Here is a 13,754-nt window from a genome sequence, read left to right as displayed (position 1 = left end):
CCTGCGCTTTTACGAACGACAGCCCCTCCGCGGCTACCGAGGGAAGAGCTCGAACGGAACCGCCGGCCGCCCGCCGAAGCGCTCGGCGGCAGCCTCGGCGTTGCCGGTGAGGAAGCTGCGGCAGTACGTCTCGGGGTCCTCGTCCGTGAGGACTTCGATGTACGTGCGGTGGGCCAGCAGGGACCGCACGGACCGTTCCAGACCGGCGGTCGCGTCCACCGCGTGGGTGGGCGTGGACGATCCCGCCACGGCCACCCAGCGGACTCCGTCCCACGGGTCGAGACCCCGCTCGGCCAGCTCCGGGAAGATCCAGCGGTTGCCCGCGTCGGCCGCGGCGTCGAGCGTGGCACGGCCGACGGCGCGGTGGTCGGGGGTGTTCCAAGCGACGCCGCCCCAGGTGTCACGATGGTTGAGCGTGATCACCAGCTCGGGGCGGTACCGGCGAATGGCCGCCGCGATGTCCCGGCGGAGCGGGACGCCGTACTCGATCACGCCGTCCCGGTGGTCCAGGAACTCGACGCGGGAGACGCCGACGGCCGCCGCGCTCGCACGCTGCTCCCGCTCGCGCAGCGGTCCGCAGCGCTCCGGTTCGAGGGTGTCGATACCGGCCTCACCCCTGGTCGCGAGGAGATACGTGACCTCGCGTCCGGCATCGGTCCAGCCGGCCACCGCTGCCGCGCAGCCGTACTCCAGGTCGTCGGGGTGCGCGACCACGGCGAGCGCGCGCCGCCAGTCCTCGGGCATGGGCCTCAGCTGCTCGGTCATATCCGCAGGCTAACCGGCAAGGCGGGGGGTGAGACCCGTGACACGACGGGCTTCGATACCCAGGGGGGTATCCTTGACCGTCCGGGGCAGGAGAGAGCGAGATCTGCCCCGTACCCCGGTGACCGAAAGGAACACAGCTCGTGACCAGCCCCGTATCCCTCTCCCCCGCCCAGGCGGCCGCCCGGCTCACGGAGTTCACCGTGATCGACGTACGCGCACCCGGTGAGTACGCGGCGGGGCATGTGCCGGGGGCGCTGAACATACCCCTCGACCGGCTCGACGAGGCGCTGCCCGCGCTCAAGTCCGCCTCCGCCCGCGGTGCGCTGCTCATGGTCTGCGCCTCGGGCAACCGCTCGACACGCGCCTGCGGCATCCTGTCGGCGGCCGACATCGACGCGGCGACGCTCAGCGGCGGCACCTCCGCCTGGGAGAGCGAGGGCCACGGGCTGGAGCGCCCGGTGGGCGCGCGGGCCACCTGGCCGATGGAGCGCCAGGTCCGGCTGGCGGCCGGCTCGCTCGTGGTGGCCGGGCTGCTGGCGGGCCTCAGGTACCCCGCCGCGCGCTGGCTGTCCGCCGGCGTCGGCTCCGGTCTCGTCTTCTCGGCCGTCACCAACACCTGCGGGATGGCGGCGGTCCTGTCGAAGCTCCCGCACAACCGCGCACCGCGCTCGGCGGCGAGCCTGAACGCGACGCTGGACGCCCTCCAGGGCTGAGACACCGCGGGGCCGGCCGGTGCCGGCCGGCCCCGCGCGATGTACGTCAGACCTCGTCGCGGACCAGTGCGAGCAGCCGGTCCAGTACGCGGGGCCCGCCCGCACGCAGCCCGTCGTGCTCGAACTCGTCGGTCACCCAGGTGCGCAGGCCGCGGATCGCGCCGGCGGTGCGCAGCGCGTGGGCGGTGTCCACGTACATGTCGTCGTGGTAGACGGCGGCGGCCACCGGGACCTCGTTGGCGGCCAGGCGCTCGGGGTCGTACAGCGGCTCCCAGTCGGTGCGGGCGGCGAGGAGCGCGGCCGTCTCGCGCAGCGGGCGCAGCGCGGGGTCCACCTCGAAGTGCCAGGGGTGGATGGACTCGCCCGTGAAGAGGACCGGTCCGTCGCCCGCGAGGGCCGTAGCGGCGTCGAACTGCGGGAACTCGGCGCGGACCCGCTCGGCGGCCCAGTCGGTGGGACGCCCGCCCTGTCCGTAGATCGCCTCGTGCAGGAGGGCGTACAGGGGGTGTCCGGCGAACGAGGTCGCCGCGCGCACGGCCTCCTGGAAGGTGTCGGACAGCTCGGTGCCGTGCGGGGTGCGGACGAACGCGTTCTCCAGGAGGTAGTGCAGCTGGTGGCTGCCGCTGCCGCCGCCGAGCATGATGCCCAGCGACTGGAAGCTCTCGGGCGTCAGCCGGTGCCCGGCGCTCTCGGGGCGGTGCTCCGCGAGGTGAGCGGTGATCTCCCGGGCGCGTTCCACGTCCTGCGGGTAGCGGGCGTAGTGCGCCGCGACCTTCCGCTCGATGCGGGGGTACGCGGCCCGGTAGACGTCGTCCGCGTGGGCGTCGAGGGAGGGCAGACCGCCGGTGATGAGAACGGTGTTCAGGCCCTCGGGGGCGGCCGAGAGGTAGCGGACGGCGCAGAAGCCGCCGAAGGACTGGCCGAGAACCGTCCAGGGCGCGCCGCCGGTCAGCCGCGGACGGATGAACTCGCAGTCCCGCACGATGCTGTCCGCGCGGAAGTGGCCGAGGTGGTCGGCCTGCTCGCGGGGTCCGCCCCGCAGCGGCAGGGTCTGCCGGTTGGCCGGGCTGGACAGGCCGGTGCCGCGCTGGTCGAGCAGGAGCACCCGGAATTCCCGCACCGCCCGCCCGAGCCACGCCTCGGCGCCGGTGAAGCGCCGCGCGCCGAAGCCGGGGCCGCCCTCCAGGTACAGCAGCCAGGGCAGCTCCTGGCCGGCCTTCGACGCGGCCACGACCTCCCGGCCGAAGACCTCGATCTGCTCGCCGCCGGGGTCGGCGTGGTCGAGCGGGACGGTGAAGCGGTGGTCGGTGAGGACGAGGCCGGGCTGCCGGTAGCTGTTCAAGGGTGCTCCTGGATCGGACGGTTCCCGGACAGTTCAGCACACCGGTGTGCCCCGGACGGTCGCGGCCCGTGTGCGGCCGGGGCACGGGGCTCCTACCGTGCTTTCATGATCCGGTTCGAGCAGGTCGGCAAGGTCTATCCGGACGGCACGACCGCGGTCGACGCACTGTCCTTCGAGGTCGCCGAGGGAGAACTGGTCACCCTGGTCGGTCCGTCGGGCTGCGGCAAGACGACCACGATGATGATGGTCAACCGGCTGATCGAACCCACCTCGGGCCGCATCCTCGTGGACGGCCGGGACATCGCGAGGACCGACCCGGTGAAGCTGCGCCGCGGCATCGGCTACATCATCCAGCAGGTGGGGCTCTTCCCGCACCGGACGGTCCTCGACAACACCGCGACCGTGCCGGCGCTCGTCGGCTGGAAGCGGTCCAGGGCCCGGGAGCGGGCGGCCGAGCTGCTGGATCTGGTGGGCCTCGACCCGTCGGTGTACGGCTCCCGCTACCCCGCGCAGCTCTCCGGCGGCCAGCGCCAGCGCGTCGGCGTGGCCCGGGCACTGGCGGCCGACCCGCCGGTGCTCCTGATGGACGAGCCGTTCGGCGCGGTCGACCCCGTGGTGCGCGAGCGGCTGCAGAACGAGTTCCTGAAGCTCCAGTCGAGGGTGCGCAAGACGGTTCTGATGGTCACCCACGACATCGAGGAGGCCGTCCGGATGGGTGACCGGATCGCGGTGTACGGACAGGGGCGCATCGAGCAGTTCGACACGCCGGCCGCGGTGCTCGGCGCGCCCGCGACCCCGTACGTGGCGGAGTTCGTCGGCGCGGACCGGGGGCTGAAGCGGCTGTCGGTCACCGCGATCGAACCGGCCGACCTGGAGCAGCCGCCGGTGGCCCGGCTGGCCGAGCCGGCGGGGGTGGCGGCGGCCCGGCTGGGCGCGGCCGGCGCCCGCTGGGCGGTCGTGCTGAACGAGGCGGGCGAGCTGCACGGCTGGGTGGCGGCGGACGCGCTGCGGATCGCCGGGGACGAGGGCACGGTGGGCGAGCTGGCCCGCCGGATGGACGCGTGGGTGCCGGTGGGCGCGCCGCTGAAGCGGGCGTTCAGCGAGATGCTCCAGCGGGACGCGGGGTGGATCGCGGTGCTGGACGGGGCGCGGTTCCTCGGCGTGCTGACCCCGGCGAAGCTCCACGAGGCCCTGCGGCGTTCGGTGGACGCGGACGCGCAGGGCGTGGGGCGCGACGAGGTGGGGTTCGACTCGGTGGCGGACGCCTGAGGGACGCGCCCCGGTGACCGGTCAGGCGTCCGCGGCGTACTGCCCGAAGGCCGCTGCGCGTCCTCATCCCGGGCCGCCGGGGAGGAGGTGTGCGGAGCGCAGGTAGGTGCGGGCCACGTCCTCGGGGAGCCGGCGCCAGCTGTCGACCCGTTCATTGAGCCGGGCCAGGTCGCCGGTGGTGAGGACGGTGTTCAGCTTGCCGAGGGCCTTGCGCACGCCTGCGCCGCCGGCGCGGGCCCGGTTGACGACGGGGACGAGGTAGTCGGCGTTCTGGAGGTGCTTGTCGTCGGCGAGGAGGACGAGCCCGAAGTCGTCCAGGGTGGCGTCGGTGGTGGTGGTCAGCACCATCTGGTCGCGACCGCTCTGGACGGCCTGCTTGGCCTGTGTGGTGCCGACGCCCTTGGGGTCGACGGCGGTGATGTCGATGCCGTACGTCTTCTTCAACCCGGGCGCGCAGTACGGGCGCTGGACGCACTCGTCGCCGGCCGCGAGGCGTACCGGGAGGCCGGAGCGGCCGAGGTCGCCGAGCGTCCTGAGGTGGTGCTCGCGCGCATAGGCGGCGGTGACGGCGAACGCGTTCTGGTCCACGGCCCGGCCCGGGTCGAGGACGGTGAGCCCGCGGGGTGCGGCCAGGGCGCGCAGGGCCTTCATCGTGGCGTCGAGGTCCGGCGAGCCGACGGGGGTGGCGTCGGCGCCGTGCTCCTTGGCGCCCAGCCAGTCGGCGAAGGTTGCCGCGTACTCGGGGACGATGTCGATCTGGCCGTTCTCCAGGGCGGGTTCGTAGATCTCCCGGTTGGTGACCGAGATGATCTTCGTGGAGTATCCGGCGCGGCCCAGCAGCAGGGCGTACATCTGGGCGAGGAGGTCGCTCTCGGTGAAGCCGGCGGAGCCGATGGTCAGGTGCTTGCTGTCGCCGGGCGGGGCGGTGACCGCGCCCTGGTTCTCCAGCGTGGGTCCGGTGGTGCAGGCGGTGGCCGCCAGCAGCAGAAGCGCGACGAGCGGCCGGGCGGCTCTCACCCGCAGTCCCGCCCTCCCAGGGGGTCCCGCTCTCACGGGGCCTCCCCCGCGCGCAGCCCGAACCGCCGTGGCGCGAACCGCTGGGCCGCCTCGAAGACCCCCTCGACGACCAGGGCGAACGCGGCGACCAGGACGGCTCCGGCGACCACCTGCGGGGTGGAGGCGAGGTTGAACCCGGCGGTGATGATGCGGCCGAGCCCGCCACCGCCCGCGAGGGCCGCGATGGTGGCCGTGGCGACGAGCTGGACGGCGGCGATGCGCACCCCGGTGAGGATGAGCGGCAGGGCGAGCGGTACCTCGACCTGGAGCAGCAGTTGGCGGCCCGTCATGCCCATGCCCCGGGCGGCCCGGACGACGTCCCGGTCCACCTCGCGCATGCCGACGTACGCGTTGGTGAGCAGCGGGGGCACGGCGAACAGGACCAGCGCCACGACCGTCGGGCCCTCGCCCCAGCGGCCGACCGGGGTGAGCAGGAGCAGCACCAGGACGGCGAAGGTGGGCACGGCGCGTCCGACGTTGGAGATGTTGACGGCGAGCGCGCCGCCCCGGCCGAGGTGGCCGAGGAGCAGGGCGACGGGCAGCGCGATGAGACAGCTGATCAGCAGGCAGACGGCGGTGAGGTAGAGGTGCTGGCCGAGCCGGGCCCAGATGCCGTCCTGCCCATGCCAGTGCGCGGAGGTGGTGAGCCAGGACCAGGCTTCCGCCAGGGTGTTCACGACCGGCTCCTCGTCCATGGGGTGAGCAGGCGTTGCAGCAGCAGGAGGAGCAGGTCGGCGGCGACGGCGATGACCACGCACAGGACGGACGCGGTGAGCACCTGGGCCTTGAAGTACGTGTTCATCCCGGCGTAGATGAGGTTGCCCAGGCCGCCGTAGCCGACGATCGCCCCGATGGTGACCAGGGAGACCGCGGAGACGGTGGCGATGCGCAGGCCGGCCATCGCGGCGGGCAGGGCGAGCGGGAGTTCCACGGCGACGAGCAGCCGTACGGGGCCGTAGCCCATGCCGCGCGCCGCCTGCCGGGTCTCCTCCGGAACGGCGCGCAGCCCGGCGAGTACGTTGCGCACCAGCAGGGTCAGTGAGTAGAGGACGAGGCCCGCGACGACGAGCGAGGCCGAGAGCCCGTACACCGGCAGCAGCAGGGAGAACATGGCGAGCGACGGGATGGTGTAGAGGATCGTCGTGACCCCGAGCACGGGCCCGGCGGCCCAGCGCCGGCGTCGTGCGGCGAGGGCGAGCGGCAGGGCGAGGGCGAGCCCGATGAGCACGGCCACCGCGGTCAGCTGCACGTGTTGCACCGCCGCTTCCCAGAGGATGTGCCGGCGGCTGCTCAGGTAGGCGCCGCAGACCCACTCGTTGCGCGCGAGGCAGTCGTCGGGGGGCGCGGTCACCCGTCCATTGCAGCCCGCTCGGCCCGGGGGCGCGCGTCCGGGTCGTCCGATCGGGCCACCGCACCGTCCGGTTGCGGGTCGGCGCGGGCCGCTGGCTCGGCGGGGCCCGCCCGCGCCCCGGACCTCGGGAAGCGCGTCGTGGTGGCCGGTATCGCGGTGTCACACACAAGACCTGGGCGTATTGTCCGCTTATGGGTAATGTCGGGCCCGCCATGGATACGGCGGAGGAGCGTCTGGACGCGGCGGTGGCGTGTGCCGTGCGGGAGACGGGCGCCGCCGTGGCGATGCTCTATCTGCTGCCGCCCGGCGGATCGACGCTCCGGCTGGCCGTGCTCGCGGGGATCCCGCCGGAGATCGCGGACCCCTGGCTCCGGGTGCCGCTCTCCGCGCCGATGCCGGTGTCGGACGCGGTGAAGGACCGGCGGCTGGTCTGGCTGGGCAGCCAGGAGGAGCTGGCCAGGCGGTATCCGCGTCCGGCGCTCGTGCTGCCGTACCGGTTCGCGCTGGCCGCCGCGCCCCTCGCCGACGGGACCGGGGTGCACGGCGGACTCGTACTCCTGTGGCCCGGTTCCCACCCGGCGCAGCTGACGCCGCAGGAGCGCACGGCGGTCGGCCACTGCTGCCGCGACGCCGCACAGGTGCTCCACGAGGCGCGGGAACGGGGCCGGCCGCTGGAAGCGGGCACGAGCCCGCGGGTGCTGCCCCCGGTCACCGCTCCGCCGCCGGCCCACACCGAGGCGGTCGCCGCGGCCGACTTCGTGGGCCGGCTGCCGGGCGGCTGCTGCACGCTCGACATGCACGGGAGGATCACCTATCTCACGGAGACCGGTGCCGCTCTGGTCGGAGGGCGCGTCGATGACCTGGTGGGGACGCTGCCGTGGGAGTCGCTGCGGTGGATGGCCGATCCGCTGTTCGAGGACCAGTACCGGGGCGCGATCATCAGCCGGGAGCCGATGTCCTTCGTCGCCCTGCGGCCTCCGGACCAGTGGCTGCGCTTCCGCCTCTACCCCGACGCGTCCGGCATCAGCGTGTACATCACACCGGTCTCCGGCCCGCAGGCCCCGGCGCTCCCCACCGCCACGGGCGCCGTCGCCTCGCCGAGCGCCCCGGGACGCGCCGTCGCCCTGTACCACCTGATGCACCTGGCCGCGACCCTCACCGAGGCCGTGGGCATCCAGGACGTGGTCGAGCTGATCTCCGAGCAGTTGGTGCCCGCCTTCCGCATCCAGGCGCTCGCCGTGCTGACCGTCGCGGAGGGGCGGTTGCGCATCGAGGGGCACCGGGGCTTCGGCGACGAGCTGATGGAGTGCTTCGAGGGCGCGCCCTTGACGTCCGACGCCCCCGTGGCGCGCGTGCTCAGCACCGGGGTGCCCGCCTTCTACCGGACCTTTGACGAATTCCGGCGCGCCTTCGGGCCCGCCTCGCTCCAGGAGGGCCTGACCGCGTGGGCCTTCCTGCCGCTGTTCGCCTCCGGGCGCCCGGTCGGCACACTGGTGTTCGGCTACGACCGCGCACACCCCTTCGAACCCGAGGAGCGGGCCCTCCTCACCTCGATCGCCGGGCTCATCGCCCAGGCGCTGGACCGGGCCCGCCTGTACGACACCAAGGAGCGGCTGGCACACAGCCTCCAGGCCCATCTGCTCCCCCACACCCTGCCCCGGATCGGCGGACTCGACGTGGCCGCCCGCTATCTGCCCGCCACCCGCGGCATGGGCATCGGCGGCGACTTCTACGACGTCATCCCGCTGGACGCCACCACGGCCGCCGCGGCCATCGGCGACGTGCAGGGCCACAACGTGACGGCCGCCGCGCTGATGGGGCAGGTACGCACGGCGGTGCACGCCTCGGCCGGCGCACCGCCCGCCGAGGTCCTCGCGCGCACCAACCGGCTGCTCGCCGACCTCGATGCCGACCTGTTCACCAGCTGCCTCTACGTCCATCTGGACCTGGCGGGCCACCGCGCCCTGCTGGCCACCGCCGGCCACCCGCCGCCACTGCTGCGCCATCCCGGCGGGGATACGGAGGTGCTCCGGCTGCCGCCCGGCCTGCTGCTCGGCATCGACCGGGACGCCCGCTACCCGACGACCGAGATCCCGCTGCCGCCGGGTGCCGCGCTCGCGCTCTACACGGACGGGCTCGTCGAGGTGCCGGGCACCGATCCCGACCGGTCCACCGCGGCGCTCGCCGACCGGTTCGGCCTGCTCACCGGCCGTTCGATGGAGGCCGTCGCCGACAGTCTGGTCCAGTACGCGAAGGACGTCACACCGGGCAGCGACGACATCGCGCTGCTGCTCATCGAGGCGTTGAGGGCCGGGGGCGACTGAGGCACGCCCGCTTCACCGGCCGCTCCCCCGGGCCGCCGCGAACCACCGGTCCGCCGCCACGAGTCCCTTGGTGCACGGGTGCTCCGGCGCGCCCAGCACGCGCTTCGAGGGCCCCGCCTCCACGATCCGGCCCCGGTCCATCACCGCGATCCGGTCCGCCCGGGCGGCGGTGCCCAGGTCATGGGTGATCAGGACCAGCGCGTCGGTCCGGCCGGAGCGCAGCAGCCCGCCGAGCAGGCCGAGGACCGCGTCCCGGGACCGCGGGTCGAGGCCCGACGTGATCTCGTCGCAGACCAGGACCCGGGGGCGGGCGAGGACCGCGCGGGCCAGGGCCGCGCGCTGGAGTTCGCCACCGGACAGGTGGGCGGGCAGGCGCACCGCCTTCGCCTCCGGGAGCCCGAGGGCGCCCAGCAGCGCGAGCGCCTCGCGCCGCGCCCCGGCCGGGGCCGCTCCGCGCAGGCGCACCGCCGTCCGCGCGACCTGGTCGAGCACCGGGCGGTACTCGTCGAAGGCCGCCTTCGCGTCCTGGAACACGTACTGCACACCGGCGACCTGGCTCCGGGTACGGTCGCGCAGACCGGCCGGCAGGGGCTCGCCGCCGAGGAGCGCGTCCCCGTCGTGGCGGGGGTGCAGACCGGCCACGCAGCGGGCCAGGGTCGTCTTGCCGCTGCCGGAACGGCCCACGACGGCGAGGCACTCACCGGCGTGGACGGTGAGCGACACCCGGTCGAGCACCGGCGTCCGGCCGTGACGCGCGACCAGGGCGCGCACGTCGAGCACCGCGCCCTCCCGCCCGGCGCCGCCCAGCGGGGCCCGGGCGGGCGCGTCCGCCGGCGCGGCGTCCCGTACCCGGCCGTCCCGCAGGACCACCACGTCGTCGGCCAGCGCCCGGACGACGTCCGCGTCGTGACTGAGCAGGAGTACGGCGATCCCCTGCCGGGCCAGCTCGCCCAGCAGGTCCACGATCCCGCGCTTCGTCAGCGGGTCCTGACCGGTGGTCGGCTCGTCCGCGACGACGGCGCGCGCACCGAGCAGCAGTACCTGGGCGAGCACCACGCGCTGCTGCTGGCCCCCGGAGAGCTGGTGCGGGAAGCGGCGCAGCAGCCGTCCGTCCGCCGGCAGCCGGACGCGGGCGAGTGCGTCGAGCACGCGTTGCCGCGCCGCCACCCGGCGCCCCGGCCGGGGCAGGTGCCGCACCCGGTCACGGGCGATGTCCAGGAGCAGCGCGCCGATGCGGCGGGCCGGGTTGAGCGCGGCAGCCGGGTGCTGGGGTACGTAGCCGATCAGGCCGTCCGGGACCCGTACGCGGCCGGTCACCCGCGCTCCGGGCGGGTATTCGCCGAGCAGGGCGAGTCCGGTGGTCGTCTTGCCGCTGCCCGATCCACCGGTCAGCGCGGTGATCCGGCCGGGCCGCAGGCTGAGGTCCACGCCGTCGAGCACGACGCGCCCGCCGACCTCCACCCGCAGCCCCTCGACCGCGGCGACCGGTTCGCGCGCGGCGGTACGCAGGTGTGTCATCGGTTCTTCTCCGTGCGGTGCGGGCGGGTGAGCGCGGCGTCGGCGAGCAGGTTGCCGCCCATGGTGAGGGCGACGATCAGCAGGGCGGGCACCACCGTCGCCCAGGGCTGCACGGACAGGCCGGTGCGGTTGCGGTCCACCATCACGGCCCAGTCCGCCGCGTCCGGGGCCACGCCCACGCCGAGGAAGGCGGCGGTGGCCACGAGATACACCGCGCCGGTCAGGCGTACTCCGGTGTCCGCGGCGAGCGTGCGGCCGATGGACCGCCCGACGTAGCCGAGGGCCAGGCGCGCCCAGCTCTCGCCCTGCATGCGCAGCGCCTCGACGGCGGGGCGCGAGGCGGCTTCCGCGCCGGCGGCCCGTACGAGCCTGGCCGCGTCCGGGATGCCGACGCACGCGACGACGACCGCGAGCCCGGCCGGGCCCGGCTGCACGACGGCGGCCACCAGCAGGACGACGAGCAGGGACGGCACGGAGAGCAGGACGTCCAGGGGGCGCATCAGCAGCTCCTCCAGCCAGGTCCGGCGGGTGAGGGCGCAGACGAAGCCGACGGGCAGCGCCACCGCGTAGGTCAGGGCCGTGGCCGCGACGGCGACGGTGACGACGGACCGGCCGCCGAGCAGGACTTCGCGGAACACGTCGCGACCGGTGAAGTCGGTGCCGAGCCAGTGGCCCGCCCCGGTGGTCAGCGAGGTGCCGCGCGGTCCCGCGTCACCGGCGAACAGCGGCCCGGCCAGGGCGATGAGGAGTGGCACTGCGAGGACGGCGAGGGCCGGGACGAGCCGCCGGGCGCTCCGGTCCCGGGCGGCCTCGTGTGGAGGGCCGACGACGATTCTCTTCAGCCCGCGCCGGGAGCGGGCCACCGCCACGGCCATCACGCGGCGACCTCCGACCGGGGGGCGAAGCGGTGGGTGACCAGGTCGGCGCCCAGGTTGAGCAGGACGGTGACGAGGCCGAACACCACCGCGAGCCCCTGCACCGTGGGCAGATCGCGTTCCGCGACCGCGTCCATCAGGACGGTGCCGAGACCGGGGACCACGAACAGGGCTTCCACCACGACCACCCCGCACAGCAGCCAGTCGACCGTGCGGGCCAGTTGCTGGGTGGCCGGGGTGAGGGCGTTGGGGAGGGCGTGCGCGTAACGGACGCGGGCGCGGGAGATGCCGCAGCGTCGGGCCTGTGCCGCGTACGGGGAGGCCAGCGCGTCGAGCATGCCGGCGCGGACGAGCCGGGCGAGGGAGCAGACCGGGCGCGCGAGCAGGACCAGGACGGGCAGGACGAGCGCGGCGGGGTGGGAGGCGAGCTCGGTGCCGTAACCCACGGCGGTCGGCGGGAACCAGCCGAGCTGCAGGGCGAAGACGGTGACCAGCAGGGCTCCCAGCGCGAATTCGGGAACGGCGTACAGGGCGAGCAGCACCGCGCTGATGGTCCGGTCCGCCGCTCCTCCCTCGCGCCGGGCCGCCAGCACGCCCAGGCCGATCCCGGCCGGGACCAGCAGCAGGACCGTCGGCACGGCGAGCAGCAGGGTGGGGCCGATGCCGTCGGCGAGCGCGGCGGCGACCGGCCGTCCCGAGGTCAGCGACGTGCCGAGGTCGCCGTGGAGGAGTCCGGCCGTCCAGTCCAGCAGGCGTTCGTGGGCCGGCCGGACGAGGTGCATGGCCGTACGGACGGCTTCGATGCGTGCGGGGTCGGGCTGGTCGCCGGCCAGGGCGACGGCGGCGTCGCCGGGCAGGGCCTCGGTGGCGGCGAAGACGAGCAGGACCACGGCGGCGGTCTGCGCGCCACCGAGGAGCAGCCGCCGCGCCACCCAGCGCCTGGTCGCGTTCACGCCAGCCACACCTTGTCGAAGCGGGCCCAGTCGAGGGTGTTGGCGGGTGCCTCGCGCTCGATGCCCCGGACGTTGCGGGCGGTGCCGAGTATCCAGTCGGCGAAACCCCAGATGAGGAACGGCCCCTCGGTGTGCAGGCGGCGCTGCATGCGGGCGTAGACGTCGGCGCGCTGCTTCGGGTCCTTCGTGGACTGGGCCTCCCGGTACAGGGCGTCGAAGTCCCGGTGGCGCCAGTGGGTCGCGTTGGTGGTCGAGTCGGTGAGCAGGCGCTGCGAGAGGTGCGACTCGATGGGCATCGCCCCGGACCGGTAGCAGCACAGGGTGCCCGCGTCGAGGATGTCCCTCCAGTACGTGTCCTTGCTGCCGGTGCGTACGCGGACGGTGATGCCGGCCTTCGCGGCCTGGTCGCGGAAGACGGCGGCGGCCTCGGTGAAGCCGGTGGCGACCGGTGAGGTGTCCAGGGTGATCCGCAGGTCGTCGGCCCCGGCCTCCTTCAGCAGCCGCCGGGCGCGGCCGAGGTCCTGCTCGCGCTGGGGGAGGCCGTCGGCGTAGTACTCGTATCCCTTGCCGAAGAGGTCGTTGCCGATCTCACCGGCGCCGGAGAGGGCGCTGCGCACGAGCTCCGCGCGGTCGGCGACGAGGAACAGCGCCTGGCGGACGCGGCGGTCGTCGAAGGGCGGCCGGTCGGTCTTCATGGCGAAGGACTGCATGGCGCTGTTGCGCAGCCGCACGATGGTCACGCGCCCGCCGTGCTCGTGGGCGCGGGCGGTGGCGGGGTTCAGCTCGTGGGCGTACTCCACCTGGCCGCCGAGCAGGGCGTTGACGCGGGCGGACTCCTCGTCGGCGACGACGAACTCCAGCTCGTCCAGGTGCGGCGCGCCCTCCCAGTACTCGTCGTTGCGGCGCAGCAGGGTGGAGCGGCCCGGTGCGAAGGAGACGAGGCGGAACGGCCCGCTGCCGACGGGTGCGTGGTCGAAGTCGCCCTCGCGCGCCGACGCGGGAATGATGTACGCGCCGAACGCGGCCATGACGTTCGGGAATTCGGCGGTCGGGCGCTTCAGGACGAACTCCACGGTCCGCTCGTCCAGGGCCCGGCTGGCGGCCAGGTCGATGGGTTCGAGCGAGGCCCTGGCGCGGAAGGCTCGCTCGGGGTCGGCTATGCGGCGGTAGCTGTGCAGGACGTCGGCGGCCGTCACCGGTGTCCCGTCGTGGAAGACGGCGGTGCGCAGGGCGACCTTCCACCGCTTCAGGGTGGCGTCCGGTTCCCAGGAGGCGGCGAGCCGGGGCCGGGCGGCGAGGTCGGCGCCGTAGTCGGCGAGCTTGTCGTACAGGGCCTTGGCGCGGGCCGCGTCGGCGAACAGGTTGCTCAGGTGCGGGTCCAGGGTCTCGCTCGCCCCTCCCCCGGCGAAGGCGGCCCTCAGCCGGCCGCCGCGCTTCGGAGTGCCTGCTTCCTCCTTCGCGTCGGAGGTGCCGGGGGTGCTCGCGCAGCCGGAGAGGGCGAGGGCTCCGGCGGCGCCGGCGGCTCCCGAGGCGATCAGGAAGCCTCTGCGGTGCAGGCCGGGGAAGTGCTCGTCGTGCATGACGGGGT

12 protein-coding genes are annotated in these 13,754 nt (G+C 74.5%); 3 read left to right on the top strand and 9 right to left on the bottom strand.

Features of this window, described 5'->3' with window-relative positions; translation table 11 throughout:
- Positions 1 to 33 precede the first annotated feature (33 nt).
- Entirely contained in the window at positions 34 to 765 is a 732-nt protein-coding gene (locus ACFUJY_RS16835) for a PIG-L deacetylase family protein (protein ID WP_383299639.1), read from the bottom strand.
- Positions 766 to 905: 140 nt separating this feature from the next.
- Between ACFUJY_RS16835 and ACFUJY_RS16830 the strand changes: the two genes are divergently transcribed.
- Complete coding sequence (locus ACFUJY_RS16830; RefSeq protein ID WP_383299637.1) at positions 906 to 1,478, top strand: rhodanese-like domain-containing protein; 573 nt, start codon at positions 906 to 908, stop codon at positions 1,476 to 1,478.
- Positions 1,479 to 1,524: 46 nt separating this feature from the next.
- Here ACFUJY_RS16830 and ACFUJY_RS16825 read toward each other — a convergent pair whose 3' ends face one another.
- Positions 1,525 to 2,820 (bottom strand): alpha/beta fold hydrolase, encoded by a 1,296-nt coding sequence (locus tag ACFUJY_RS16825; protein WP_383299635.1) that lies wholly within the window; start codon positions 2,818 to 2,820, stop codon positions 1,525 to 1,527.
- Positions 2,821 to 2,925: 105 nt separating this feature from the next.
- On the opposite strand from ACFUJY_RS16825, the gene ACFUJY_RS16820 reads away from it, so the two are divergent.
- A complete protein-coding gene (locus ACFUJY_RS16820) occupies positions 2,926 to 4,089 on the top strand; it encodes an ABC transporter ATP-binding protein (protein WP_383299632.1) in 1,164 nt (387 codons plus the stop codon).
- Positions 4,090 to 4,152: 63 nt separating this feature from the next.
- Here ACFUJY_RS16820 and ACFUJY_RS16815 read toward each other — a convergent pair whose 3' ends face one another.
- The 3 genes from ACFUJY_RS16815 to ACFUJY_RS16805 are packed head-to-tail and all read right to left on the bottom strand — an operon-like array spanning position 4,153 to position 6,496.
- On the bottom strand, positions 4,153 to 5,106 hold the full coding sequence (locus ACFUJY_RS16815) for an ABC transporter substrate-binding protein (protein ID WP_383299629.1): 954 nt from the start codon (positions 5,104 to 5,106) through the stop codon (positions 4,153 to 4,155).
- Between the two features lie 32 nt (positions 5,107 to 5,138).
- Positions 5,139 to 5,822, bottom strand: coding sequence for an ABC transporter permease (locus tag ACFUJY_RS16810; protein ID WP_383299626.1), 684 nt, complete (start codon positions 5,820 to 5,822; stop codon positions 5,139 to 5,141).
- The gene (locus ACFUJY_RS16805; protein ID WP_383299623.1) at positions 5,819 to 6,496 is read right to left on the bottom strand and encodes an ABC transporter permease; all 678 of its coding nucleotides are present in this window, start codon (positions 6,494 to 6,496) and stop codon (positions 5,819 to 5,821) included. Before ACFUJY_RS16805 ends, ACFUJY_RS16810 begins: the two co-directional genes overlap by 4 nt.
- A 191-nt stretch (positions 6,497 to 6,687) precedes the next feature.
- On the opposite strand from ACFUJY_RS16805, the gene ACFUJY_RS16800 reads away from it, so the two are divergent.
- Positions 6,688 to 8,820 (top strand): SpoIIE family protein phosphatase, encoded by a 2,133-nt coding sequence (locus ACFUJY_RS16800; RefSeq protein WP_383299620.1) that lies wholly within the window; start codon positions 6,688 to 6,690, stop codon positions 8,818 to 8,820.
- A 12-nt stretch (positions 8,821 to 8,832) separates the two neighbouring features.
- Here ACFUJY_RS16800 and ACFUJY_RS16795 read toward each other — a convergent pair whose 3' ends face one another.
- The 4 genes from ACFUJY_RS16795 to ACFUJY_RS16780 are packed head-to-tail and all read right to left on the bottom strand — an operon-like array spanning position 8,833 to position 13,746.
- Positions 8,833 to 10,338 carry an ABC transporter ATP-binding protein gene (locus tag ACFUJY_RS16795; RefSeq protein ID WP_383299617.1) on the bottom strand — a complete coding sequence of 502 codons (1,506 nt, stop codon included), beginning with the start codon at positions 10,336 to 10,338 and terminating at the stop codon, positions 8,833 to 8,835.
- On the bottom strand, positions 10,335 to 11,213 hold the full coding sequence (locus tag ACFUJY_RS16790; protein WP_383299614.1) for an ABC transporter permease: 879 nt from the start codon (positions 11,211 to 11,213) through the stop codon (positions 10,335 to 10,337). Before ACFUJY_RS16790 ends, ACFUJY_RS16795 begins: the two co-directional genes overlap by 4 nt.
- The gene (locus ACFUJY_RS16785) at positions 11,213 to 12,166 is read right to left on the bottom strand and encodes an ABC transporter permease (RefSeq protein WP_383299612.1); all 954 of its coding nucleotides are present in this window, start codon (positions 12,164 to 12,166) and stop codon (positions 11,213 to 11,215) included. The genes ACFUJY_RS16790 and ACFUJY_RS16785 overlap by 1 nt, the downstream gene beginning before the upstream one ends.
- Positions 12,163 to 13,746 carry an ABC transporter substrate-binding protein gene (locus tag ACFUJY_RS16780; protein ID WP_383299609.1) on the bottom strand — a complete coding sequence of 528 codons (1,584 nt, stop codon included), beginning with the start codon at positions 13,744 to 13,746 and terminating at the stop codon, positions 12,163 to 12,165. The genes ACFUJY_RS16785 and ACFUJY_RS16780 overlap by 4 nt, the downstream gene beginning before the upstream one ends.
- Between the last annotated feature and the right edge of the window lie 8 nt (positions 13,747 to 13,754).

Origin of the sequence: Streptomyces sp. NPDC057249 (assembly GCF_042669245.1) — a bacterium.
Taxonomy (GTDB): Bacteria; Actinomycetota; Actinomycetes; order Streptomycetales; family Streptomycetaceae; genus Streptomyces.
The sequence above is the reverse complement of the archived record's forward strand: the minus strand, read 5'-3'. Positions and strand labels throughout refer to the sequence as shown.